Raw genomic sequence first — 26,241 nt, forward strand, 5'->3', positions numbered from 1 at the left:
CGCCGACGGTCAAGGTTACGGGGCCATGCCCGAAGGGGTCAAACCGAGCCCCTCCCGCGTCATGGGGTCGGCTTCTCGCCGTCCGCCGGCAGCGGCTTCACGCCCTCGCACAGGTCCGTGGTGTCGGCCTTGCCCGGGTGGGCGACGGCGATGACCTTGTTGAAGTGGGTTCGGTACATGTCGTGCACGGCGTCGTCGTCGACCTTGACGATCGACTCGTCGTTCTCGCGCAGCGCGGGCCCGGTGTAGTTGCCCGACCCGGTGAAGCTGATCTTGTTGCGTACCCCGTCGTACTGGCCGTCCACGAGGATGTACTTGGTGTGGATGATGTACGGCGTGGTCAGCTTCTGACCGGGGTTGAGCGGGTCCCTGTCGTCGTTGTAGCACCGCACCGTCGGCCCGCCGGACGTGTGCATCATCTCCCACGTCCCCTTGGTCCCGCCGCTGCTCTTGGCGCTGTCGGACTCGGCGTACACGATGCTGACGTCGCAGCCGGCCTTCTTCAGCGCGACCAGCTTCTCGGCGATCGCCATCCGTGTGATCTTGAAGATCGCCACCCGTACCCATGTCCGCCGCGTGACCCCGGCGGTGTCCTTGTAGGAGCACTGCACGTTGTTGAGCACCGAGTACACGCTGTCGGTGGCCCGGCTGCTCCCCGCCCGGGGGAAGAAGTACGCCTTGTAGAGACCGTTGCTGACGGTCCGGTACTCCCAGCTCGCCCAGTCCTGGGCGACCTGGGTGTCGAAGTAGTCCGCGTACGCGTCGTACATCGTCGGGTTGTTCGGCAGCAGCAGCGCGTCGTTGAAGAACTTGGTGTGCGCGGAGGGCGTCGAGTTCGACGTCGTCTGCACGACCACGTTCGTGGCGCCCTCGACCGCCGAGAACAGCCAGAACTTGTTGTGCATGATCGACTGCCCGTACTTCGGATCACCGAGGCAGGACCTGTCGACGGGACAGGTCACCACGTACGAGCCCTTCGTACGGTCGGTGCCGAGCGCGGCGGCGAGAGTGCCGTGGGCGGTGTTGGTCGGACGGTCGCTGACGCTCGACTCGTCCAGCAGGACCTGGACGTGCACGCCCCGTTCCTCGGCGGCGACGAGCGCGTTGACGACGGACGCCTCCCAGACGTGGTAGACGGCGACCTTGATGGTGGAGCCGGGCAGCGCGGCGGCCGTCAGCTCGATGAGCCGCGTGCGTATCGCCAGTTGCTCGCTCTCCTCGCCCAACGGGTCGTTGAAGAGAGGGCCTTCGGTCCAGTTCGGGGTGGCCTGCGCGGTCCCCGCGAACATCACCGCCTGCACACCGGCCGCCGCCAGCACGGTGGCCGCCGCCACCGCCCCACGCACGCGCACACGCGCCATGCGATCCCCTCCCCGTTCCCGCCCCGATCCAGATACCTACGACTACGTGAGTGTTACAGGCGCCTGAAAGTGCTCCAAGTGGGGGGTGGTGTTCACGATGTGACAGAGATGACCAAACCTCTCCAAAGCTCTCCAGCTCGTGTGAAGTTACTCTCCCCGAACACGCCGGTGCCCCCACCCGGTGGTGAAACCACCCGGCAGGGGCACCAGTTGGAGCGGACCGCGCGTCAGCCCCGTGGGGCTCAGCTCTCGTCGGCCGAAGCGGTGACCGTGGCCGACGACTGCTCGGCGGCCACCGTGGACTTCTTCGCGGCCGTCTTCTTCGTCGCCGCCTTCTTGGCCGTGACCTTCTTCGCGACCGTCTTCTTGGCGGCCGCCGTCTTCTTCGTGGCGGCCTTCTTCGCCGTGGCCTTCTTGGCCGTCTTGCGCGCCGCCGTCTTCTTGGCGGGCGCCTCGGCCTCGGTCTCCTCGGCGACCGAAGCGGACTCCTCGACCGGAGCCTCGGCCACGTCCACGGCGGAAGCCGACGGGACCACGACCACGGCCGCCTCCGCGGACGCGGTGGGCGCCGTCGCCTTGCGCACGGCACGCCGACGCGGACGGGCCGGAGCGGCGCTCTCGGCGACGACCGCCTCGGGCTGCGCGGCCCGCTCGGCCACGGGCTCGGCAACCGGCTCCACGACCGTCTCGACCACGGGCTCCGCGACCGGCTCGGTCACCGTCACCACGGCCTCGTCAGCCGCCGTCCCGGCCGGCGCGCCCGCCGGGGCGGACACCTTCCGGGTCGCACGGCGACGCGTACGGCCCTGGGGCGCGGCGTCCTCGGCGCTCGGCGCGGCGGCCGGCATCTCGACGACCGGATCCTCCACCGCGACGGGCTCCGCCTCGGCGGCCTCCCGCGACTTCGGGGCACGGTCCTCGGAGACGGTGGTGGCCACGGCCTCGCGGGACTTCGGCGCACCCGAGGGCGCGGACGCCCGCCGGGTCGCACGACGGCGCGAACGGCCACGTCCGACTGCCGCCTCGGCCTCGGCGACGCTGCTGTACAACTCCTCGTCCGGCTCGTACTCGGGCGCGGGCAGCGCCACGGGCTCGGCGACCTCGGCGGCCACCTCGGCCTCGACCAGCTCGGCCGACTCCACCGGCTCGGCGACCTCGGTCACGAGCTCGTGGTCGTGCTCGGCACCGCCACGCCCGCGCTTACGGCGTTTGCCGCCACCGCCCGCGGCGGTCGGCTGGTCCATGTGCACGATCACGCCGCGCCCGTTGCAGTGGACACAGGTCTCGGAGAAGGACTCCAGCAGGCCCTGGCCGACCCGCTTCCGGGTCATCTGCACCAGGCCCAGCGAGGTGACCTCGGCGACCTGGTGCTTCGTACGGTCGCGGCCCAGGCACTCCAGGAGGCGCCGCAGCACCAGGTCCCGGTTGGACTCCAGGACCATGTCGATGAAGTCGATGACGACGATGCCGCCGAGGTCGCGCAGCCGCAGCTGGCGCACGATCTCCTCGGCCGCCTCCAGGTTGTTCCTGGTGACCGTCTCCTCCAGGTTGCCGCCCTGGCCGGTGAACTTTCCGGTGTTGACGTCGACCACGATCATGGCCTCGGTCTTGTCGATCACCAGCGAACCACCGCTGGGCAGCCACACCTTGCGGTCCAGCGCCTTCATCAGCTGCTCGTCGATGCGGTACGTCGCGAAGACGTCGACCTCGGAGGTCCACTTCTGCAGGCGGTCCGCCAGGTCGGGCGCGACGTGCGCGACGTATCCGTGGATGGTCTCCCACGCGTCCTCGCCGCTGACGATGACCTTGGTGAAGTCCTCGTTGAAGATGTCGCGGACGACGCGGACGGTCATGTCCGGCTCGCCGTACAGCAGCGAAGGCGCACTAGAGCTGCCGCCGTTCTTGGCCTTCTTCTGGATGTCCCCCCACTGCGCCTGCAGTCGCTCGACGTCACGGCGCAGCTCGTCCTCGCTCGCGCCCTCGGCGGCGGTGCGCACGATGACGCCCGCGTCCTCGGGGACGATCTTCTTGAGGATGGTCTTCAGGCGCGCCCGCTCGGTGTCGGGCAGCTTGCGGCTGATACCGGTCATCGACCCCTCGGGGACGTAGACCAGGTAGCGGCCCGGCAGCGAGACCTGGCTGGTCAGACGCGCGCCCTTGTGCCCGATCGGGTCCTTGGTGACCTGGACGAGCACGGACTGCCCGGACTTCAGGGCCGACTCGATACGGCGCGGCCCGTGGGCCATGCCGAGCGCCTCGAAGTTGACCTCACCGGCGTAGAGGACCGCGTTGCGCCCCTTGCCGATGTCGATGAAGGCGGCCTCCATCGACGGCAGCACGTTCTGCACCTTGCCGAGGTAGACGTTGCCGACGTACGAGGTCGACTGCTCCTTGTTGACGTAGTGCTCGACGAGCACGTTGTCTTCCAGGACGCCGATCTGGGTGCGCTCGCCGCTCTGGCGGACGACCATGACGCGCTCGACGGCCTCGCGGCGGGCGAGGAACTCGGCCTCGGTGATGATCGGGACGCGACGGCGCCCCTGCTCACGGCCTTCCCGGCGGCGCTGCTTCTTGGCCTCCAGACGGGTCGAGCCCTTGATGGACTGCACCTCGTCGGACGGCTCGGTGTCCTTGGCGCGCCGCTCGCGCGGCTCACGGACCTTGACGACCGTGCGCTCGGGGTCGTCGGAGGCGGCCGGGGCCTCGGTCTCGGGGCCGGAGTCTCCGGCGCGACGACGACGGCGACGGCGACGACGGCTGCTGCTGGAGCCCGAACCGGAGTCCTCGCGGTCGTCGGCCTCGTCCTCGGCGTCCTCGTCCGCCTGCTCGGCGGTGTCCTCGGTGTCCTGAGCGGCCCGCTCGGCGGTGAGGTCGTCACCCTCGGCGGCGTCGTCGGCGTCGGCCGACTCGCCCCGGCGACGGCGGCGGCCACCCCGGCGACGGCGACGCCGCGACCCGGTGGACTCCTCCTCGCCGAACTCGTCACCCTCGGTGTCCTCGGTGCCCTCCTCGGGCTCCTCGGGCTCCTCCGGCTCGTCGGTCACCACGGCGGCGGCCACGGGCTGCTCCGTCTCGGCGGGCTCACCCCGACGACGACGGCGACGCCGCGACCCGCCGGTGTTCTCCTCCTCGGCGGACCCGACGAAGTCGGGGGTCTCGGGGGTCACGACCTCCTCGACCTCCTCGACCTCCTCGGTCTCGGCCACCGCATCGGCGGCGGCCTGCGCGGCCCGCTCCGGCGTCTGGAACATCGGCTCGGTGAACACCGGCGCCTGGAACACGGCCACGGCGGGCCGCGACGGCCGCGACGGCGCGTCCTCCGCGACCGGCGCGGCAGGCGCCGAGAACCCGACGGCGGCCTTGCGCGTGGCCCGGCGACGGGTCCGACGGGGTCCGGCGTCCTCCGCCTCGGCCTCGTCCCCGGCAGCCGCGGTCGCCTGAGCGGCCTCGGCGGACGTGGCCTCGGCGTCGGCGTCGGGTGCCTGAACGGCCGGCGCCGCCACGGTCTCGGCGACGACGGACTCGGCCGCGCGCTCCTCGGCGGCCTCGCCCTCGGGCGCGCCGGCGGGCGCGGCCGCCCGGCGCGTGGCACGACGACGCGTCCGACGCGGTGCGGCCTCCTCGGCCGCCTCCTCGACGGGCGCGGTCTCCTGGACCGCGGCGGGCGCGGTCTCCACGACCTCCGCCGGAGCCTCCACGACCTCGGCGGCCTCCGCCTCACCGGCGGGGGCGGCGGCCCTGCGCGTGGCACGGCGACGCGTACGCCCGGCGGGCGCGGCCTCCTCGACAGCGGCGGGCGCTGCGGCGACGGCGGTGGACTCGGCGGCGGCCTCGGGCGCGGCCACGGCGGAACTCTCGGCGGCGACATCCTCGGCGGCCTTGGGCGCACCGGTAGGAGCGGACGCCCTACGGGTCGCGCGACGGCGTGTACGAGCGGCGGGCGCCGGCTCCTCGACGGCGGCGGGCACTTCGGCGGCGACGGCGGGGGGCTCGGCGACCGGTGCCACGGTCTCCACGACCTCGACGGCTTCCGCGTCCTTGGGCGCACCGGCGGGCGCGGAGGCCCGGCGGGTCGCGCGACGGCGCGTACGCCCGGCGGGTGCGGCATCCTCGACGGCAGTGGAGGTCTCAGCCTCTTCGGCAGCCGGTGCGACCTCACCGATCACACCGGTCTCGACGGCCTCGTCCGGCTCGGCGGCCGCGAGGTCCTCGAACTCGGCGGCCGGTATGGCCGGCGCGGTGGTCTCCGCGGCCTCTTCGGAGGCGGCGGACGGCGGTCCCGCGGGGCGGGACGCGGCACGGCGACGACGGCGCGGCGGCAGGGTGTCGCTCGGCGTGTTGTGTTCGGAGCCCTGCGCGGGCTCTGCGGATTCGATCGATTCGGGCATGCGGGCGTTTCTCCCGTCAGGCTCCCGGGCGCCGCACCCGGTCCGGCGTGGCCGGTGACGTCCGCGGCTCGCGTCGTACGCGACTGCCGCCGTCCGGGGCGCGGGCGCCACACGGGAGCTCTCTGTGTCCTGTCTCGCCGGTTCCGTACGCCATGTGTGCGTACGGCCTGGCGAAAGTCTTGTGGTCGGTGCGCTGCCCGACCCAGGTGGCTCCCGGATCAAAGGGCTGCGCTACGACGTCCGTCCCTACGCGGGGCCTACCGGCGCCGACGCCTTCGCGGCGGTAGCGGGTTCGGCCGTTGAGAGGGCCGGCGCTGCCTCGCGGTCGGGCGCGAGCGGGTCGGTCACCGTGCCGGTCGCTGCATCGAAAAGCCCCTGCGCCAGCCTGGTCACCGCTGCGGGGACCGGCGGCGCCAGGTCGGCCACGGCGCGGAGACCGGACAGGACGTCGTCGGGTCGAACGGCAGGCGTCACGTGCCGAACAACCAGCCGCAGTATCGCACAGGGCTGGTCCGTCGGCCCAGCAAGGGGCGCGGCGCCAGCCGCTCCGGTGGAGCCGACGCTTGCGGCGGGCTGTGGACCGGGCGTCTCAGAACCGTCAGGTCCGTGGCTTGCGTCACGTCCGTCACGGCTGTCGAGGTCGACGACGGCGGCCCGGGCGTCGAAGGTCCGCAGACCGTTCTTGGTCCTGCGCTGGACCTCGACGAGGTCCGCCGCCTTGAAGGCCTCGACCGCGCGCGCGGCGTCCGCGGGGTCCACGCCGTCCAGGCGCAGCTCCCACACGGAGGCCGTGAGCCGGTCGGCGAGCCCGGAGGTCCGGGCCTCGACCGCGTCGACGATGTCGAGCCCGGTGGGCAGCGACTCGTCGAGCAGGATCCTGAGCTTCTCCGGGTCGCGCGCGTCGGTGAGCGCGATCTCCAGGTATTCCGCCTCACTGCCCGTGCCGGTGGGTGCGGCATTGGCGTACGACACCTTCGGATGCGGCGTGAACCCCGCCGAGTACGCCATCGGCACCTCGGCACGGCGCAGCGCACGCTCGAAGGCGCGCTGGAAGTCACGGTGGCTGGTGAACCGGAGGCGGCCGCGCTTGGTGTAGCGCAGTCGGATGCGCTGCACCGCGGGTGCGGGCGGCGGGCCTTCGGGCTGTCGCTTGCCCAGTGTCGTTCAGTCCTTCGTGAGTGCGGTCTTACTACTACCAAGAGTACGTGTCTCGGCGGCCCTCGGTTCCCGACCGTGGACGGACGGCGGCCGCGTCGGCTGCCCGAAGAGCGCCGACCGCACGCCGGCACGGGCCTGGCGGACGGACTCGCGGGCGGTGGCCAGGGCCTGCCGAGTGGTACGGCCCACAGCGCGCCCGGCCGCCGCGACCGGCTTCCACACGGCATCGCGTACGAAGTGGCCGGCGGGTGTGAGGACGGTCCGGTACACCCACCGGGTCGGCTCGACGAAGATCCACCGGAAGAGGTTCGCCAGAAAGCGCCCGACGACGAGCGAGATCCGCCCGGCCACGCGCCACGCGTGTCCGAGGGCGTCCCGGATCTCCCGTCCGACGACGACGAGGAGCCGTCCGACCGGGGTGAGCACCCACCGCCACACGGCGATCGCGGGCAGGACGAGCAGCACACGCAGTGTCCAGTACACGCCGAGCCAGAGCCCGGCGAAGATCATCCGTACGAGCCGTACGACACCTCGGGCCACCCATGCGACGGCGTGTCCCACGGGCGTCAGCGCATACCGGTACAGCCACACGACCGGGACGACGAGGAGGTGGCGCACCAGCCAGGCCACGGCCGTGAACAGCGCGACCGCGACGGCGGCGATCCCGACCCCGACACCCCTGGCCAGCCAGGCGACGCCCCGCCCGAGCGGCGCCAACGTCCACCGGTACAGCCACCCGAGCCCGGCCCAGACGCCTCGGGCGACCCAGACGACTCCGGCCCAGAGCCCGGTGGCCACCCAGACGACTCCGCCCCAGATCCCGGCGGCCACCCACGCGATCGCATGCCCCACGGGCGTCAGCGCATACCGGTACACCCACACCACCGGCACGACGAGCAGTCGGTACCCGAGCCACCCGAGCCCCAGGGCGACGGGCACGACGACGTACCGCCACAGCGCCACCCACGGCCACACGAAGACGGCCCTGCCGACCCACAGCAACGCCCGCCCCACGGGCCGCAGCACGGCATCCGTCAGGAACCGCCCGACCACCACGAGCACGTCCCACGCCATCCGCACCGGCACGACGAGCACAAGCACGACGATCCGCACGGGAATCCGGATCACGACGGCGAGACACCCCTCAGGCGTCTGCTGCCCCTCATGCGTCTGCTGCCGCACGGGGGCCTGTTGCCGCACGGGCGTCTGCTGCCGCCCCGCCGTCTGCCCCGCCGTCGGCTCGGCAGACGGCTCGACAGGCTGCCGGGCAGTCCTCTTCTCCAGGTCCATGACGACGTAGACGCCTCAGCAGCCTGTCCGGATCCAGCCACACGTCTGCACATTCCCGCCCCGTTGAATTCCCGTAGATTCCCGCTCCGTTCGTCCTTGTGTCCCGGCCTCCGGCCCCTACCTCTTGCGTCCCGAAGTCCGCGCGGACCTGGCCGGCTTGCCGGTCCGGGCGGCCTTGGGGCGGCGCACCACGGCGGACAGGTTCGGTCCTGCGGCGTGCGGGGCGGAGAACTCCCGGTTGATCTCGACCTGGCGGCGGACGCGCTCGGGCAGGTCCCGCATGGCCAGCAGCCTGTCGCACGCCCCCAGGGCCGCGGCGTGGTCACCCACCCAGTGCGCGGTGATGGAGAACTCGAACAGCAGGCCCCACCGATAGACCCAGGGCCTGGTGAAGAGCAGGTCGTCCGGCGCGGGCCGGTCGACGACGTCCACGAGGAGGGCGTGCGCGGTGTGAAAGCGGCGTCGGAGACGGAGACGGGAGGCCAACTCGTAGCAGGCTTCGAGCCTGGTGGGACGCGACTCCCAGGCCCGGGAGAAGGTGTCCATGGCTCCCGGCCAGTCCTCCTCCTTCTCCGCTCTGAGGATCCCCGCTTCGAGGAGCGAGCAGTAGACCTCCTCACCCCAGCCGCCCATCGCCGCACGTCGCTCGTACAGGGCGATCGCCTCGCGCGCGTGGCCCAGGTCGCGTTCGGTGTTGGCCAGGTAGAAGACGGTGCGGGGGTTGGTGGGGTCGCGTTCGAGTTCCCGCCTGAGCAGACGTGCGTCGCGCTCGAACTTGTCGCCGCGGCAGCCGCCGTCGGCGTGGTCCTCGATGACGATCGCGTCCAGGTTCTCCTGGACGTCGGATCCGTCGGTGCACGGGTACTCGTGGGTGACGCCTTCGTAGCGCCAGAGCCGGTCCCCCCGCATCAGGTGCTTGAAGCGGTGCTGGGTGCCCGGGGCGTCATAGCGCAGCATGTACGAGGTGGCCGTCAGCCGGGGCAGCGGCGCGTCCTGGCGCAGTACGTGGTCGGCGTCGACGGTGAGCAGGAAGTCGGCCTTTCCCCGGGCGTGTTGGATGTTCCGCGTCCGGTTGTGCCCGAAGTCGACCCAGGTCTCCTCGTGCAGCTCGCCCGGGATGCCGTCCAGCGCCTTGCGGATCAGGTCCTGCGTCCCGTCCGTCGAGCCGGTGTCGGAGATGACCCAGGTGTCGATCAGAGGCCGGACGGAGGCGAGACAGCGCTCGATGACCCGCGCCTCGTTCTTGACGATCATGCAGAGACAGATGGTCTGCGGCTTCACGGCCTCACCGGTCCCGGGGGTTGGAACGCTGCCCGAGCGGCCGCGTGACATACCCCCTCATATCTCACAAATGGCCGCCGACGGCGCTGAATTAGCCCACCCGTGACCCCTGGTTAGGCCGACTTGATGATCTACCTCCCCGTCCGGGCCAGCGCGCTGGTCGGCTCGGCGAACAGGGGTGAGGCTCACGATCGAGTGCGGGGAAAAACCCCAAACCGGTTGAAACAAGGAGCATATAGATGAGTCCTGAGCGCAGGACGATCTCGCTGATAGGCCCGCTGGCCCGACACAGGATCGCCAAGGTCAGCACGTTTGCCTCACTCGCGCTGGTAGTGACAGCCGGACTGGCCGGCCCCGCCGCCGCGGCAACGCGAAGCGTGTCCGAGCACGCCACCACGACGAGGGCCGGGGGCGACGGCTGCCCTCCCTCCGCGGAGCACGACCAGCAGCAGCACGACGGGCAGGCCCACAACGAGCAGGCCGGACAGCAGCAGGGCGAGCAGGCCGCACAGCAGCAGGCCGGACAGCAGCAGAGCGAGCAGCAGGCCGGGCAGGAGCAGGGCCAGTACGACGGATCGTCGTCCTACTGGTACGACGAGGAGGACCACAACCGCACCGCGACCCTCGGTGACAACGGCGGCCACTGCGAGGAAGGTCCGAGCGGTCCGACCGGCCCGCCGGGAGAGACCGGCGCCACGGGCGCGACGGGTGACACCGGCCCCCGGGGTGACACCGGTCCCCAGGGCGACATCGGACCTCAGGGCGACACCGGCGAGGTCGGCCCCACAGGCCCGGCCGGGCCCACCGGAGCGGACGGTCCAGTCGGACCTACCGGACCCGCAGGAGCGGACGGAGACACGGGGGCCACCGGAGCCACTGGTTCGACCGGCGCCACGGGCCCCGCCGGCCCCTGCTCCGACATCGACGCGGTGCAGGATTCGAAGAAGCTCGAGTTCCGGGTCGTACTGACCGACGGACGGGTCTTCGCGGGCATCCGCGACCTGCGGGGCGCGGTCGCCCACCCGTTCCTGTGGACCGACCTCACCACCCACCCCAACTTCCCCGCTGGTGGCCGTGATTCACAGGACCGGCCCGTTGGCTTCGCCTGCGGCGTCTCCGTCAACACCCCCGCCAACAGCCATGGCTACACGCACAAGGAAACGGGCAAGGAGCACGGCCAGAACACGGGCCAGAACCAGAGCCAGAGCCAGGGCACGAGCCAGAGCCCGACCCAGGACGCCGGCCAGAGCCACAGCCAAGGCACGAGCCAGAGCACCGGCCAGAGCCAGAACCAGAACCAGAACACGGCCCAGAGCCAAGGCCAAGGCCAGAGCCAGAACCAGAGCCAGGACACCGCCAAGGACTACGCCCAGGATTCAGGCGAGGGCTACTCCAAGGACACCGGCCAGGAGCAGGGCTCGGCCACGGGCCAGGCCCACGCCACGAGCACCGGCACGGACCACGCCACGAACGCGGGCACGGGCACGGGCACGGGCACGGGCCACGGTGAGGGCAAGGGTCAGTACAAGGGCGAGCACGCGAGTGCCGACAAGGGCCTCGTCAAGTTCAACGTCGTCACCACCGTGGGCCAGATCTGGGAGACCACCTGCGTGGCGGTCGACACGGAGCCTCGCGCCACCCTGAACTGCGACGACGCCCAGGGCAACCCGCGGCCCTGGCTCAGGGTCGATCTCCAGCCCTCGGACAACATCACCAACGGCGGCGCAGCCGTCACACCCCGCGTGACCAACCGGCGGTAGCACGCGAGAAGGGGTGTCCGGATACCGGCCGACCGGCCTCCGGACACCCCTCCGACCATGCGCCTCACGGTTTGTGCCCCTCACGGCCACGACCGTTCCACGCTCATGACCGTGGACGGTCAGTGGCCGTGCTGCCCACTGCCCACCGACTGCTTCACCGACAACGGCAGCAGCTTCTTGCCGGGCGTATACGGCTCTACGGGATTGAGGAAGCAGCGTAGAAACCGACGCTTGCGCATTCCGTGATGAACTACCTCAGATGGCGGCGGGGTCATCGCTTGACGCGGTTGCGGATAGCGAGGACGGCGAAGCCCAGGAGGACGGGTTCGGTCAGGCGGGAGGTCATCTCGATGTGGGTGCCGGCGGTGGTCAGGTCCTGGCCGGAGGAGCGGAACACCACCGAGTTGAGCGTGACGTTCAGGGCCTTCTCGAAGCGCTCGCCGGTGAACCGGTTGCCGGTGGGGTTCTTCGGATCGTCCTAGTCGATCTCGAAGGTGACCTTGCCTCCGCCAGCGGGGACGGTGCCTTTCGGGCGGTGCCCGGGTCGGCCACCGACCCGGGCACCCGGTTCACTCCTCTACTCCATGAACTGGAAGGTCCACGCCTGACGCTGGTTGCTGACGTCGAGGGGCCTCAGGGCGATGCGAGGCGGGAAGATCCGCAGCAGGCTGAGATCCAGGGCCAACTCCGTGCCGCTGACGGGGCCTCCAGGAACGACGACGTGGAAGGTGTGCGGCTGCGCGCTCTGGTAGAGCGCCCACTCGCGGGGCTCGGGGAATCCAACGACCGGCTTGTTCTGCTCCGGGTCACCGTCGAAGGACAGGTACGTCCCGCTGCGGAGATTGCGGATCGTGCAGTTGCCGTTGCTGAGTTCTTCCAGCTGCCATTCCTGCTCACCGGGGTTGCCGGTGGGCGGCAGCAGCACAACGGGCGTCTTGGGCTCCGACGACCCACCCTCCATCGTGAGCAGTTGCTCACCGGGACGGGTGATCATGTAGGCGCCGTTCGGTACGGGTGCCAAGGCCGACTCCACTTCTGACGTGCGGTGCCCGCGAGGGGCCCCGCCGATCTTCTGGGCCGACGCATCCCTTCCCTGCCGACGCCCAATGGAGGTCGGAAAAGCTCTGTGTCACCCATCAGGAGTACAGCGGATTCATCCCGGTGTTCGACTAGCTCATCGAAGGGGCCTCCGGCGCCATCTTGGCGTATCCGGTGACAGTTGCCCTGCCGATCCCATGCGGGTGACAAGTAGCGTGCCGATCTGGTGACGACTGCGCCGCCTCACCAGCGCGAAAGCGCAGGATGACGGCTGCTGCTGGTGACAGCTACCGTGCGTCGGCACATCGATCTTTCGTGATGGTCCGGCGACGGAGTCGGTGGGCCAAGCCACGGCGCGACTGCTGCTCTCACGGCGTGATGTGGTCCCCCCAGCCGAACGTAGCCACGTACGCGCGCCGCACGGCGTTCCAACCACGCCAAGCGCGCAGATGCACAACCAACAGCGCCATGGAGTACCAGGCACCGAAACAGCCCGCGACTATCCCTGCCCGTCCGAGGCTTCCAAGGGTGGCGACGACAACCACCGCAAGGGCGGTCACCATCAAGCCGATGTGAGCTCCCCGCACATCTACCCTCATCGCACGGCGCACCGACCGGCGGTCCGCAGGTACATCCCGCGCGGGACGACGCCCCGCAGCCGCACCATCACCCTCGACGTCATCACCGCCCGTCACGGGCGCCTCCGCAGGGCTCCAGTCACCGGCACCGTCTCAGACCCACTCCACCTCGGACCGAACCCGCGCAGAGCCCACAGGAGGCGGCAGCGGCGTCCTAGGCGCTTCCCGCGAGGACCGCTGCCACACCCCGCGAGCACCCAGCCCGCGCAGCACAGCGGCAGCCTCCTCCTCCGTCACGTCCGCCAACGCATCCGTGATGCGTCGCAACGCCTCACCACTCACCCCGGAGACCGTCTCAGCTGGTCGGAGCCGGCTGCTTCACCGACAACGGCAGCAGCTTCTTGCCCGTGGGGCCGATCTGGATGTGGGTGTCCATCTGGGGGCACACCCCGGATACAACTCCGAGCGCAGCAGCCGCAGAGGAGACTCAAGTTTTTAAGAACAGGTCAGCAGTTGAGCGTTCTACTCGGAGCTCCACCAACCGCTTCCAGCGTGCCAGTCCTTCACCCAGTGCGCGAAGCCGTGTTCCGACTGCCCAGCGAGAGAACCGGTGTAAGGCGTGGCGCAGCCGTCACAGAGCCGCCACACGCGCCCACGCTGCGGCCCGGCCACCTCCAACGTCCAATACTCACCTACTCCGTCGGCCCCCAGCAGCACTGAACCGTCCTGGTACGTCCGGTGCAACAGGGACGAGTGGAGCGCGTGATCGTAGTAGTCGTACTCCCACTGCCACTCCTCCTCCAGGGGGAAGGGCCGGCCGGGCAAGCGTTCGGCGGTGCCGTCGAACGGCTCCGGACTCATCCAGCAGTCCGCCTCCCAGGACACCCAGCTGATCGGCTTCTCTCCCAGGGGCAACAAACCACCCCCCTCGGGCGGACCTTCGTTCGTCCCGTTCGCGATCTCGGCCACAAAGGTGCGATACGGCTCCGGCAACACCACGCCGTGCCTGCTCTCCCAGGCCCCGAGCGCTTCCCAGCCCAGAGGACGACGGCGACACTCCGCCGGAAAGGCTTCACGCAGCAGGCCCATCACACCCGAGATCGCGTCATCCATGCGCCAACAGTTACCACCAGGCACCGACACTCCGCCCTGGCCGTCCGGCGGGCAACTGGTCAGCTGGTAGCAGCCGTCTTCTTCACCGACAGCGGCAACAGTTTCTACCCGCTCTCGCTCAGTTGTGGCCATGTGTCGACAGGGTCAGCCTGCGTCGCGCTCGATCGATGTCCGTGACGATGACCGAGAGCTCGTCGCCGATCTGCACGATGCCTTCCGGAGCGCTCACGGGCTCCACACCAAGCTCGGACAGCGGGACCAGACCCTCGACCCCGTCCGCGACCTCAACGAAGACGCCGAACGGGACCAGCTTCGTCACCCGCCCACGCAGTGTCCGGCCGACAGCGATGCCCTCGGCGAACACCGCGAAAGGATCTGGTTGCAGCGCTCGCAGGGACAGCCGCGCCTCCCCGTTCCACGTGTCGAACTGCAAGAACTCGCACGACACGCGTTGTCCGACCTCGACGACCTCGGACGCCGCCTCGAAGCGCCGCCAGGACAGCTCTGGATACGTGATGAAGCCGACGCCGGGAAAAACCGGATGGTCAGGGCCCTCGTCCAGAGCCACGAACACGCCGAACCGCTCGATCGCCGCCACCACGCCGGTCAAAATCGCACCACGCCGAAGCCGCCGGAGAAACATCCACAGCTCCGCGTGCTCAGTCGCCGCCGTCGAAAGCCGAACCCGACCCCGGTCCAGATCCACGGCAATCACCTCAGCGGTGATTCGTTGCCCGTCCATCGCGCCTTCGGCCTGGCGTCGACGCCACGAGAAGTCCAGCGTCTCCACCACCACGCCGAGCGGGCGCGCCGAGAAGCCGTCCAGCATCACCGACACCTCGGACCGAGCGGCCGCCACGACCGTCCCCGAGCACAGATCACCGACCCGGAGCCCTGCCAGAAACCTCATGACAACCTGATCGGTCGTCGCCTCCCCCATGCCGCCCACGGTCTCACGAGAAGCCGCCGGACCCGTCAGACCCACTCCACCTCGGACTGGATACCCGGACGGCCTCCAAGCCCCGGCAGAGGCGTCCTCGGAAGGTTCGGCACAACCCGCCGCGCCTTCACAACCCCGAGAGAGCCGAGCGCTGCGGCTACCTCATCCTCCGTGGCATCCGCCACAGCCTCAGCGATCCGCCGCAGCGCCTCACTCACCTTAGTGACCGTGTCCGCTGGTCGCCGCATCCTTCTTGACCGTCAGCGGCAGCAGCTTCTTGCCGCTCTCGCTCAGTTGTGGCCATGTGTCGAACTGGGGGCACACACCGCAGTCGAAGCACGGGGTCCAGCGGCAGTCCTCGACCTCGGTCTCGTCGAGGGAGTCCTGCCAGTCCTCCCAGAGCCAGTCCTTGTCGAGGCCGGAGTCCAGGTGGTCCCAGGGAAGGACCTCCTCGTAGGTGCGCTCGCGAGTGGTGTACCAGTCGACGTCGACACCGACGGCGGGGAGGGTCTTGTCGGCGCAGGCCATCCAGCGGTCGTAGGAGAAGTGCTCGCGCCAGCCGTCGAAGCGGCCGCCGTCCTCGTAGACCGCGCGGATGACGGCGCCGATGCGGCGGTCGCCGCGCGACAGCAGGCCTTCGACGATGCCGGGCTTGCCGTCGTGGTAGCGGAAGCCGATGGAGCGGCCGTACTTCTTGTCGCCGCGGATCTTGTCGCGGAGCTTCTCCAGACGCGCGTCCGTCTCCTCGGCGGAGAGCTGCGGGGCCCACTGGAACGGCGTGTGCGGCTTGGGGACGAACCCGCCGATCGACACCGTGCAGCGGATGTCGTTCGAGCCGGAGACCTCGCGGCCCTTCTGGATGACGCGGGTCGCCATGTCGGCGATCTGGAGGACGTCCTCGTCGGTCTCGGTCGGCAGGCCGCACATGAAGTACAGCTTCACCTGGCGCCAGCCGTTGCCGTACGCGGTGGAGACGGTCCGGATCAGGTCCTCCTCCGAGACCATCTTGTTGATGACCTTGCGCATGCGCTCGGAGCCGCCCTCGGGCGCGAAGGTGAGGCCCGAGCGCCGGCCGTTCCTCGTCAGCTCGTTCGCGAGGTCGACGTTGAAGGCGTCCACGCGGGTCGAGGGGAGGGACAGGCCGACCTTGTCCTCCTCGTACCTGTCCGCCAGGCCCTTGGCGATGTCGCCGATCTCGCTGTGGTCGGCGGAGGAGAGCGAGAGGAGGCCCACCTCCTCGAAGCCCGTCGCCTTCAGCCCCTTCTCGACCATCTCGCCGATGCCCGTGATGGAGCGCTCGCGGACCGGGCGGGTGATCATGCCGGCCTGGCAGAAGCGGCAGCCGCGGGTACAGCCGCGGAAGATCTCCACCGACATCCGCTCGTGCACCGTCTCGGCGAGCGGGACCAGGGGCTGCTTGGGGTACGGCCACTCGTCCAGATCCATGACCGTGTGCTTGGACACGCGCCACGGGACACCCGACCTGTTCGGGACGACGCGGCCGATGCGGCCGTCCGCGAGGTACTCGACGTCGTAGAACGCCGGGATGTAGACGGAGCCGGTCCTCGCGAGGCGGAACAGGGCCTCCTCGCGGCCACCGGGCCGGCCCTCCGCCTTCCACGCGCGGATGATCTCGGTCATGTCGAGCACGGCCTGCTCGCCGTCGCCGATGATCGCCGCGTCGATGAAGTCGGCGATCGGCTCGGGGTTGAAGGCCGCGTGGCCGCCCGCCAGCACGATCGGGTCGTCGACCGTCCGGTCCTTGGACTCCAGGGGGATCCCGGCCAGGTCCAGGGCGGTCAGCATGTTCGTGTAGCCCAGCTCCGTGGAGAAGGACAGACCGAACACGTCGAACGCCTTCACCGGGCGGTGGCTGTCGACCGTGAACTGCGGGACGCCGTGCTCGCGCATCAGCTCCTCCAGGTCCGGCCACACGCTGTAGGTGCGCTCGGCGAGGACGCCCTCGCGCTCGTTGAGCACCTCGTAGAGGATCATGACGCCCTGGTTGGGCAGACCGACCTCGTACGCGTCCGGGTACATGAGCGCCCAGTGGACGTCACACGACTCCCAGGGCTTGACGGTGGAGTTGAGCTCACCGCCCACGTACTGGATCGGCTTCTGCACATGCGGCAGCAGGGCCTCGAGCTGTGGGAAGACCGACTCGACAGACATCGCGGGGGTTACCTTCGTGAGCTGACAGGGGTGACCATCTAGCGTAACGCCCCCGGAGACACCCCTCGTACGCCCTTTTACCGACAGCCCGCTTCACCGACAGCCCGACGGCCGCCCGGCCGTCTCAGGGCCGCCCGCTCCGCCCGCCCTGCCGTCAGAGGGGTCAGAGGGGTCAGAGGGGTCAGAGGGGTCAGAGGGGTCAGAGGGGTCAGAGGGGCATGTCGCCGCTGATCTTCGACCACACCTCCGGCAGTGCCCCCTCCGCCAGCTCCGCCCGCCGCTCCTCCCTGCCGTACAGCAGCCCGTACGTGAAGGCGCTCTCCCCCGGCGCCGCGTGGGCCTGGTGGGCGAGGTCGCGCAGGGCCTCGCGGGCCATCACGCTGTCCTGGTGGTCGCCGAGGAGGCTCTGCAGGGACTTCATGTCCTTGACGAGCGCCTTGGCCGGTTTACCGAGGAGGGGGCCCGCCGCCTCGGCCGCGTACCGGGTGCGCTTGGTCTTCTTGCGGGCCTCGTGCATGGCGAGGTCACGGTCGACGCCGGGCGGCTGCGCCAGGGCCTCCTCGACCAGGGCCGCCACCTTGCCGAAGTCCTTCCTGACCACCTTGGTGATCACCTTCTCGGGGTCGCCCCCGGCGGCCTCGAGCAGCGGCGGGTCCATGATCACGGCGTCGAGGGAGTCCAGCAGCTCCAGATACCGCTGCCCGTCCAGCGCCTCGATCAGCTCGGCCCGGGGCCCGGTACCGCCGTCCTTCTCCGTCCAGGTGCGCAGCCGCGCACGGACCGGGCCCATCACCAGGCTTTCGGGGAGGTCGTCCAGCGCCTCGGTGAGACGTTCCGACAGCACCTCCTGGTCACGGTCGACGCCCAGCTCTCCCGCCAGCCACTTCAGCTCCTCGCCGATCGGGTCCGTGACGGCCCGGTCCAGCACCTTCCCGAACGACTTGAAGGTGCTGCGCAGCCGACGTGTGGCGACCCGCATGCTGTGGACGGAGTCGAAGACGTCCCGGCGGACGGCGGGATCCATCTCGACGATCGCGTCCCGCTGGGCTCGGACGTAGACGAGGACATGGTCGCCGGGCGTGACGGGCTCGCCGGGCGCCTCGGCCCCACGGCGCTTCCTGTCCTTCTTCTTGCTCTTCCTGGGCGCCGTCTCCTGCAGGGCCCTGGCCATCTTCGACGGGGACTCCGACGGCCTGACGCCCGCTTTGCGCAGCTTCTTGTCGACCTTGTCGAGGAACCCCGGGTCGCCGTCGTCGGCGAGCTCCACCTCGATCTCGGACCACTGGGCGGTCCGGCCCTCCTCGGTGAGCCGCTCGGCGACCACGGCGTCCACGCTGACCTCGGCGAGGAGAGTGCCGTCCGCGTCGAGCAGCTCGCGGACGTCACGGGTGGAGAGGAGACGGACCAGCGGGACCAGCTCGGTCTCCCGGACCCGGGAACGCACCAGCCCCGCGAGCTCCGCGGGCAGCGTGTCGGACAGCGGGGCCCGGATCTCGTCCCGTACGCCCGAGGAGACCGGGAACTTCAGATGCCAGCCCGCGTCACTGCCTCCCGTGCGGCGACGCAGGGTGATGGACGCGGCGGCGAGGCGCTCGTCGAGGGTGTCGTAGTAGACGGCGTCCAGCTCCGCCACACCCTTGTCTATGACGGTCGCGACCCCGGCCACACCGATGAGGTCCGGCAGGCCGCTCTCGTCGGACTCGTACTTCCGCTCGATCTCGCGCTTGGTGTCCGCCATACAAGGAATCTAGTCCCACTTGGAGCAAAGGGGCAGACCATCGCGCCCCTGAAGGGGCGCGGCCCCCCTACGCCGACATGGGACGCTGCACCCGGATGGACTGCAGCAGCCCCACCGCCACCCACACCGCGAACATCGACGAGCCTCCGTACGACACGAACGGCAGGGGCAGTCCCGCCACCGGCATGATGCCGAGGGTCATTCCGATGTTCTCGAAGGACTGGAAGGCGAACCAGGCGATGATGCCGCCGGCGACGATCGTGCCGTACAGCTCGGTGGTCTCGCGGGCGATCCGGCAGGCCCGCCACAGGACGACACCGAGCAGCAGGATGATCAGTCCGGCGCCCACGAAGCCCAGCTCCTCCCCCGCCACCGTGAAGACGAAGTCGGTCTGCTGCTCGGGCACGAACTGGCCGGTGGTCTGCGAGCCCTTGAACAGCCCGGTGCCGAGCAGTCCGCCGGAGCCGATGGCGATACGGGCCTGGTTGGTGTTGTAACCGACGCCGGCCGGGTCGAGCTCGGGGTTGGCGAAGGCGGCGAAGCGGTTGATCTGGTACTCGTCGAGCACCCCCAGCTGCCAGACGGCGATCGCGCCCGTCGCGCCCGCGCCGATCAGGCCGAGGATCCACCGGTTCGATGCGCCGGAGGTGAGCAGGACACCCAGCACGATGACCACCATGACCATGACCGAGCCGAGGTCGGGCATGAGCAGGACGATCAGTATCGGGACGGCGGCGAGACCGAGGGCCTGGACGACCGTGCGGTGGTCGGGGTGGGCTTTGTCGCCCGCGTCCACCCGGGCCGCCAGCAGCATCGCCATGCCCAGGATGATCGTGATCTTCACGAACTCCGAGGGCTGGAGCGAGAAGCCACCGCCGATGACGATCCACGCGTGGGCGCCGTTGATCGTCGCGCCCAGCGGAGTAAGCACCAGCAGGATCAGCAGGACCGAGATGCCGTACAGGATCGGTACGGCCGTGCGCAGGGTGCGGTGGCCGAGCCAGACCGTGCCGATCATCAGGGCGAACCCGATGCCGGTGTTGAGCAGATGCCGGAAGAGGAAGTAGTACGGGTCGCCCTGGTTGAGCTCGGTGCGGTTGCGGGTCGCCGAGAAGACGAGGGCCGCGCCGATCAGGGAGAGCGCGATGGCCGAGAACAGTATCGGCCAGTCGAGCCGCCGGGTGAGCGAGTCACGGGCGAACAGCCGGGTCCAGCCGGTGCGTTCGGGCCCGTACCCGGAGACGGAGAAGCTGTTGCCGGTCATACGGTGGCCCTCCGCCCCTTGCCGCTCCCGCGCTGGTCTCCGCCGCTGCTTGTGCACCGCCGGCCGCGGTGGCTTCGTCGGCGTGCGGCCCGGTTGCCGCTGCCGCCGCGCGTACTGACGATCGCCGCCGGGACGTCGAAGGACACCGGCTGGGCGCCCGGCCCCGCGGCGATCGCCTGGGTGCCGTCCTCCGCGGCCTCCTTGTCCGTCTTCTTCGGCGGGTAGGAGTCCAGCTTCGGAGCGTCGATCGAGCCGTCGGACTCGATCTTCGGCAGGCCCTTCTGCGGGGTGGACAGCAGCGCCTTCTTCTTGTCGATCTCGCCGTCCTCGGAGACGCCGTAGAGCGCGTTGTAGAGCTTGCGCACGGCGGGCGCCGAGGCGCCGGAGCCCGTACCACCCTGGGAGATCGTCATGACGATCGAGTAGTCCTTGGTGTACGTGGTGAACCATGAGGTCGTCTGCTTGCCATAGACCTCGGCGGTACCGGTCTTGGCGTGCATCGGGATCTTGTCCTGCGGCCAGCCCTGGAAGCGCCAGGCGGCCGTACCCCGGGTCGCGACTCCCGCGAGGGCTTCGTCTATCTCGTCCCGGGTCTTCTTCGTCATCGGCAGCTTGCCGTGCGACTTGGGTGCGATCTCCTGCACGTTCTTGCCGTCGGGGCTGATGATGGCCTTGCCGACCGTGGGGTCGTAGAGGGTGCCGCCGTTGGAGATGGCCGCGTAGATGGTGGCCATCTGAATGGGGGTGACGAGGGTGTCACCCTGGCCGATGGAGTAGTTGACGGAGTCACCGGCGCGCAGGCGGTTGCCTTCGAGGCAGTTCTCGTAGGCGATCTGCTCGGCGTACGAGCCGCCCTTCTTGCCGTACTTGCACCAGGCGTCCTTGTTGGCCTTCCAGTAGTCCTGCTTCCACTGGCGGTCGGGGATGCGGCCGGTGACCTCGTTGGGCAGGTCGATGCCGGTCTCGGCGCCGAGGCCGAACTGGTGGGCGGTCTTGTAGAACCAGTCCTTGGCGCCCTTCTTGGGCTTGATGCCGCCGTCGCGCTTCCACTCCTCGTGGGAGAGGCGGTAGAAGACGGTGTCGCAGGAGACCTCCAGTGCCTTGCCGAGGCTGATCCCGCCATGGCTCTGGGACTCGAAGTTCTTGAAGACCTGGCCGCCGATCGAGTACGAACTGGAGCATTGGTAGGGGCCGTTGAAGGAGTAGCCCGCGTTCACCGCGGCGGCCGTCGGGATCACCTTGAAGACCGAACCGGGGGCCGACTGGCCCTGGATCGCGCGGTTCAGCAGCGGGTAGTTGGACTTCTTGCCGGTGAGCCGGGCGTAGTCCTTGGCGGAGATGCCGCCGACCCAGGCGTTCGGGTCGTAGTCCGGGTTCGAGGCCATGGCGACGACGCGGCCGGTCTTGGCCTCCATCACGACGACGGCGCCGGAGTCGGCCTTGTAGTTCGTCCCCGTGTTGCGGTCCATCTGCTTGCGGGCTTCCTTCATCGCCTCGTTGAGTTCGTACTCGGCGATGCGCTGCACGCGGGCGTCGATGCTGGTGACCAGGTTGGCGCCGGGCTCGGCGGGGTCGGCCTCGGCCTCACCGATGACGCGGCCGAGGTTGTCGACCTCGTAGCGGGTGACGCCGGCCTTGCCGCGCAGCTCCTTGTCGTACTGGCGCTCCAGGCCGGAGCGGCCGACCTGGTCGGAGCGCAGATACGGCGAGTCGGTGTCCTGGGCCTTGGTGATCTCCTCGTCGGTGACCGGCGAGAGGTAGCCGAGGACCTGGGCGGTGTTGGAGCCGCCGGGGCTCGCGTAACGGCGGACGGCCTGGGGCTCGGCGGTGATGCCGGGGAAGTCCTCGGAGCGCTCGCGGATCTGCAGGGCCTGCTTGGCGGTGGCCTCGTCGGTGATGGGGATCGGCTGGTAGGGCGAGCCGTTCCAGCAGGGCTGCGGCGTCTTGGAGTCGCAGAGCCGGACCTTGGCCATGACGTCCTGGGGCTTCATGTCCAGGACGCCGGCGAGCTTGGTGAGGACGGCCTTGCCGTCGTCGTCCATCTTCAGCAGGTCCGTGCGGGAGGCGGAGACGACCAGCCGGGTCTCGTTGTCGGCGATCGGCACTCCGCGCGCGTCCAGGATCGAGCCGCGCACGGCGGGCTGCACGACCTGCTGAACGTGGTTGCCGGAGGCCTCCTTGGCGTACGCGTCGCCCTCGCGGATCTGGAGGTACCAGAGGCGGCCGCCGAGGGTCCCGAGGAGGGAGAAGACGAGGATCTGGATGATGATGAGCCGGATCTGGACCCGTGGGGTCCGCCCGGTCTCCGGGATGTTGGTCACTGTCTCCCCCTCTCAGTGCGTGGACGGGTGGTGCGCGTGGTGCCGGTACATGGGGTACACCGCTCGGCCGTGATCGGTTCCCGTGCCCGGCCGAGGAGCCGGACGGGACGCCGGCCGAAGGGCTGGTCCTTGTCCCGGTCGGGCCCTCCGGCAAGCCATCCGACAGGCCCTCTGACGTGCCGTCACAGCCGCTTGACCCCCTTGATGCGTCCCGCCCGGGCCATCCGTGATCGCGCGGCCTTGATGCGGAGTCCGCCGCGCTGGTTGCCGATGCGCAGGCCGGTGCCGGAGGAGAGCCAGCCGGAGGAGACGTCGGCCGCCTTGGCGGCGCTGTTGCTCTCGGCGAGCGGGTCGTTGTCGGCGCGCCGGGCGAGCGCCATGACGCCGGGGACGACGAAGGGCGCGAGCAGCAGGTCGTACAGCACGGCGGTGAACAGCAGGCTGGGCAGGCCGACATGGCGGGCCGCGTCGTCGCCGACGAGGGCGCCGACAGCGGCGTAGAGGAGCGTCGAGCCGAGCGCGGCGACGACGACCACGGCCATCGGCCCGGTCGCCGACTTGAGCCGGCCGGTCTCGGGTTTGGCGAGCCCCGCGAGGTAGCCGATGACGCAGAGGACCAGGGCGTACCGTCCGGCCGCGTGGTCGGCGGGTGGCGCGAGGTCGGACAGCAGGCCGGCGCCGAAGCCGATGAGGGCGCCGCCGACATGGCCGTAGACCAGGGCGAGGCCGAGCACGGTGAGGAGCACCAGGTCCGGTACGGCGCCCGGGAGATGGAGTCTGGCGAGGACACTCACCTGGATCACCAGGGCGACGATCACCAGGGTGGTGGAGAGCAGCATCCGGTTGAAGCGCATGAAGGGTTCAGCTCCTACTGTCCTACGTCCTACTGCTCTTGCGGCTGTCCGTCGGTGCCTTCGCCGGGTTCGCCCGCGCCCGGTGTGACCGTCACCGTCACGGTCGGGGTGGGGGTGGCCTTCGGCTTGTCCGGCAGGACGGTGTCGCGCGGGTCCTTGCGGGGGGCCTGGACGACGACGCCGACGATGTCGAGCTGGGTGAAGGACACGAACGGCTTGACGTAGACCGTGCGGGTGAGGTCGCCGCCGGAGGGGTCGACGCGGGAGACGACACCGACCGGGACGCCGGGTACGAACGGCTTGTCGGCCTGCGAGCCGAAGGTGACGAGGCGGTCGCCCGCCTTCACCTTGGCCTTGCCGTTGAGGAGTTCGACGCGCAGCGGGCGGTCGCCCTGGCCGGAGGCGAAGCCGAGTTCGTCGGTGGCCTCCATGCGGGTGCCGACGGTGAAGTCGGGGTCGTTGGCGAGGAGCACGGTCGCGGTGTTCGGTCCGACGGTGGTGACGCGGCCGACGAGACCGTCGCCGTTGAGGACGGTCATGTCGCGGGTGATGCCGTCGTCGGTGCCGATGTCGATGGTGACGGTCCAGGAGAAGCCCTGGGCCGCTCCTATGGCGATGACCTCGGCGCCCTTGATGCCGTACTGGCCGTTCGCGGCGGTCTTCAGCATCTTGTCGAGCTGGCCGACCCTGCTGCGGTTGCGGTCGTCGCTGCCGAGGGACGCCTTCAGTTCGGCGTTCTCCTTCTCCAGCGCGGCGAGGCGGTCATGGCGGGAGCCGGAGTCACGGACGGCGCTTATGGCGTTGCCGATCGGGTCGACGGCGGTCGACACGCCGTCCTCGATCGGGCCGAAGACCGTGGCCGCGCCACGTCGGGCACCGTCGACCGGTGAGTCCTCCCCGCCGCGGATGTCCACCGTGATCAGCGCGAACGCGACGGCGACCAGCAGCACCAGGAGCAGCCGGCTCTCTCGTGTGTCCCTCACGTGCGGCGGCCGTGCCTTCCTCATAGGAATTCGACAGGAATGGGGGAATTCGGGTAGCCCCTGGAAATCCCGAGACGGGAACGACAGGGGCGCTTTGTGGGAGCTTATGCCTCGATATCAACGATCCGCCGCACGAGAGGAGAACGTCCCGTACGGCGGAATCGACGTGTTACGTCATCTGCGGGGCTGGGCGTCGAGCACCTGCTGCAACGCCTCGAACTCCTCGACGCACTTGCCGGAGCCGAGCGCCACGCTGTCCAGCGGGTCCTCGGCGATATGGATCGGCATTCCGGTCTCACGGCGCAGCCGCTCGTCGAGACCGCGGAGCAGGGCGCCGCCGCCGGTGAGGACGATGCCACGGTCCATGATGTCGCCGGAGAGCTCCGGCGGGCACTTGTCGAGGGTCGTCTTGACGGCATCGACGATGGCGTTGACGGGTTCCTCGATCGCCTTCCGCACTTCCGCGGCGGAGATGACGACGGTCTTGGGCAGCCCGGACACCAGGTCCCGGCCGCGGATCTCGGTGTGCTCGTCAGCGTCGAGGTCGTACGCCGAACCGATCGTGATCTTGATCTGTTCGGCCGTCCGCTCACCGAGAAGGAGCGAGTACTCCTTCTTGATGTGCTGGATGATCGCGTTGTCCAACTCGTCGCCCGCGACGCGGATGGACTGGGCGGTGACGATGCCGCCGAGGGAGATGACCGCGACCTCCGTGGTGCCGCCGCCGATGTCCACCACCATGTTGCCCGTGGCCTCGTGGACCGGCAGGCCGGAGCCGATGGCCGCGGCCATGGGCTCCTCGATGATGTGCACCTGCCGGGCGCCGGCCTGGGAGGATGCCTCGATGACGGCGCGACGCTCGACACCGGTGATGCCGGACGGCACGCAGACGACGACCCGAGGACGGGCGAGATACCGCCGCTTGTGGATCTTCAGGATGAAGTAGCGGAGCATCCGCTCGGTGATCTCGAAGTCGGCGATGACACCGTCCTTCAGCGGACGTACGGCAACGATGTTGCCCGGCGTCCGCCCGATCATCTTCTTCGCCTCCGCGCCGACCGCGAGAATTCCACCGGTGTTGGTGTTGATCGCGACGACGGACGGCTCGTTCAGTACGATCCCGCGACCCCTGACGTACACCAGCGTGTTGGCGGTCCCGAGGTCGACAGCCATGTCACGGCCGATGAACGACATTGAGTTCCCCATCAGGATTCGTCTGGCCTTCCCAAGTGGAGCGCTGACGGCTTTTGAGAGCTTTTCAGGCTTTTCGGGTCGGCGAAGTGGGTGCTGTGACGTGAAGGCTTACATCGTAGTCTCGCCCGCACGAACACTGCGCGAGGGTCTTCGCCATTGTGGGCATGCGATGCGCCGCCTCGCCTGTGGAGACGATCCATCAGGGGTGCGCGTTCCCCCGATCGCCGCGCATATGCCGTTGTACGGCCGGTTTTTCGGCGGGTTGGCTGGTCAGCCGGGGTGTAGGCCGTGTGGGTGGTGGCCGAGTGTTGCAGAAGTATGCAGGCGGCGGGAGCGAGCGGAATCACCGGCCCCCGCCGTCGCGAACGGTACTACGCGCGCCCGGGGAAGAAGATCTTCACCTCGCGTTCGGCGGACTCCTCGGAGTCCGACGCGTGAATCAGGTTCTCCCGCACGATCACACCGTAGTCACCACGGATGGAACCGGGCTGCGCGGCGATCGGGTCGGTCGGGCCGGCCAGCGCCCGCACTCCCTCGATGACGCGCTCGCCCTCGACGATCAGCGCGACGACCGGTCCGGAGGCCATGAACTCGACGAGCGGCTCGTAGAACGGCTTGCCCTTGTGCTCGCCGTAGTGCTGCTCCAGCGTGTCCTGGTCCAGGGTCCGCAGCTCCAGCGCGGTGATCTGCCAGCCGGCTTTCCGCTCGATACGGCTGATGATCTCGCCGGTCAGGCCACGCCGGACGGCGTCGGGCTTGAGCAGGACGAGGGTGCGCTGGCTCACGGTGGTGACTCCTTCATCACAAG

At 69.8% G+C, this 26,241-nt stretch carries 17 protein-coding genes and 1 pseudogene; 1 reads left to right on the forward strand and 17 read right to left on the reverse strand.

Going from position 1 to position 26,241, the window contains the following annotated elements; all coding sequences use genetic code 11:
- Positions 1–59 precede the first annotated feature (59 nt).
- The 5 genes from OG272_RS16990 to OG272_RS17010 all read right to left on the reverse strand — a co-directional run bounded on the left by OG272_RS16990 (position 60) and on the right by OG272_RS17010 (position 9,451).
- The gene (locus tag OG272_RS16990) at positions 60–1,361 is read right to left on the reverse strand and encodes a phospholipase D-like domain-containing protein (protein ID WP_328223063.1); all 1,302 of its coding nucleotides are present in this window, start codon (positions 1,359–1,361) and stop codon (positions 60–62) included.
- Between the two features lie 242 nt (positions 1,362–1,603).
- Positions 1,604–5,749 (reverse strand): ribonuclease E/G, encoded by a 4,146-nt coding sequence (locus OG272_RS16995; protein ID WP_405893933.1) that lies wholly within the window; start codon positions 5,747–5,749, stop codon positions 1,604–1,606.
- A 246-nt stretch (positions 5,750–5,995) separates the two neighbouring features.
- On the reverse strand, positions 5,996–6,865 hold the full coding sequence (locus OG272_RS17000) for a TIGR03936 family radical SAM-associated protein (protein WP_328223067.1): 870 nt from the start codon (positions 6,863–6,865) through the stop codon (positions 5,996–5,998).
- 48 nt (positions 6,866–6,913) lie between these two features.
- Entirely contained in the window at positions 6,914–8,197 is a 1,284-nt protein-coding gene (locus OG272_RS17005) for a hypothetical protein (RefSeq protein WP_327729723.1), read from the reverse strand.
- 117 nt (positions 8,198–8,314) lie between these two features.
- Complete coding sequence (locus OG272_RS17010; RefSeq protein ID WP_405893935.1) at positions 8,315–9,451, reverse strand: glycosyltransferase; 1,137 nt, start codon at positions 9,449–9,451, stop codon at positions 8,315–8,317.
- 266 nt (positions 9,452–9,717) lie between these two features.
- On the opposite strand from OG272_RS17010, the gene OG272_RS17015 reads away from it, so the two are divergent.
- The gene (locus tag OG272_RS17015; RefSeq protein ID WP_405893937.1) at positions 9,718–11,238 is read left to right on the forward strand and encodes a collagen-like protein; all 1,521 of its coding nucleotides are present in this window, start codon (positions 9,718–9,720) and stop codon (positions 11,236–11,238) included.
- A gap of 271 nt (positions 11,239–11,509) precedes the next feature.
- Here OG272_RS17015 and OG272_RS17020 read toward each other — a convergent pair.
- From OG272_RS17020 to ndk, 12 genes and pseudogenes are all read right to left on the reverse strand, one after another.
- Positions 11,510–11,767: pseudogene (locus OG272_RS17020) on the reverse strand (hypothetical protein); the annotation flags it as partial.
- A gap of 48 nt (positions 11,768–11,815) precedes the next feature.
- Positions 11,816–12,259: an RICIN domain-containing protein gene (locus tag OG272_RS17025; protein WP_327729720.1), complete on the reverse strand. Its 444-nt coding sequence runs from the start codon at positions 12,257–12,259 to the stop codon at positions 11,816–11,818.
- Positions 12,260–13,376: 1,117 nt separating this feature from the next.
- Complete coding sequence (locus OG272_RS17030; protein ID WP_327729719.1) at positions 13,377–13,967, reverse strand: SMI1/KNR4 family protein; 591 nt, start codon at positions 13,965–13,967, stop codon at positions 13,377–13,379.
- 118 nt (positions 13,968–14,085) lie between these two features.
- Positions 14,086–14,907 (reverse strand): S1 RNA-binding domain-containing protein, encoded by an 822-nt coding sequence (locus tag OG272_RS17035; protein WP_405893940.1) that lies wholly within the window; start codon positions 14,905–14,907, stop codon positions 14,086–14,088.
- 219 nt (positions 14,908–15,126) lie between these two features.
- Positions 15,127–17,079, reverse strand: a complete 1,953-nt coding sequence (locus tag OG272_RS17040; protein ID WP_405893941.1) for a TIGR03960 family B12-binding radical SAM protein — start codon at positions 17,077–17,079, stop codon at positions 15,127–15,129.
- Between the two features lie 208 nt (positions 17,080–17,287).
- Positions 17,288–18,817: a CYTH and CHAD domain-containing protein gene (locus OG272_RS17045; RefSeq protein WP_327729716.1), complete on the reverse strand. Its 1,530-nt coding sequence runs from the start codon at positions 18,815–18,817 to the stop codon at positions 17,288–17,290.
- 67 nt (positions 18,818–18,884) lie between these two features.
- Positions 18,885–20,081, reverse strand: a complete 1,197-nt coding sequence (gene rodA / locus OG272_RS17050; RefSeq protein WP_326582812.1) for a rod shape-determining protein RodA — start codon at positions 20,079–20,081, stop codon at positions 18,885–18,887.
- A complete protein-coding gene (gene mrdA, locus OG272_RS17055) occupies positions 20,078–22,402 on the reverse strand; it encodes a penicillin-binding protein 2 (protein ID WP_405893943.1) in 2,325 nt (774 codons plus the stop codon). Before mrdA ends, rodA begins: the two co-directional genes overlap by 4 nt.
- A 182-nt stretch (positions 22,403–22,584) precedes the next feature.
- Positions 22,585–23,256: a rod shape-determining protein MreD gene (mreD, locus tag OG272_RS17060; RefSeq protein WP_327729714.1), complete on the reverse strand. Its 672-nt coding sequence runs from the start codon at positions 23,254–23,256 to the stop codon at positions 22,585–22,587.
- A 29-nt stretch (positions 23,257–23,285) separates the two neighbouring features.
- Entirely contained in the window at positions 23,286–24,239 is a 954-nt protein-coding gene (gene mreC / locus OG272_RS17065) for a rod shape-determining protein MreC (RefSeq protein ID WP_326582809.1), read from the reverse strand.
- Positions 24,240–24,413: 174 nt separating this feature from the next.
- On the reverse strand, positions 24,414–25,433 hold the full coding sequence (locus OG272_RS17070) for a rod shape-determining protein (RefSeq protein ID WP_004931372.1): 1,020 nt from the start codon (positions 25,431–25,433) through the stop codon (positions 24,414–24,416).
- Positions 25,434–25,804: 371 nt separating this feature from the next.
- A complete protein-coding gene (gene ndk / locus OG272_RS17075; RefSeq protein ID WP_319064820.1) occupies positions 25,805–26,218 on the reverse strand; it encodes a nucleoside-diphosphate kinase in 414 nt (137 codons plus the stop codon).
- Positions 26,219–26,241 lie beyond the last annotated feature (23 nt).

The sequence above is a fragment of the Streptomyces sp. NBC_00104 genome (assembly GCF_045160825.1).
Taxonomy (GTDB): domain Bacteria; phylum Actinomycetota; class Actinomycetes; order Streptomycetales; family Streptomycetaceae; genus Streptomyces.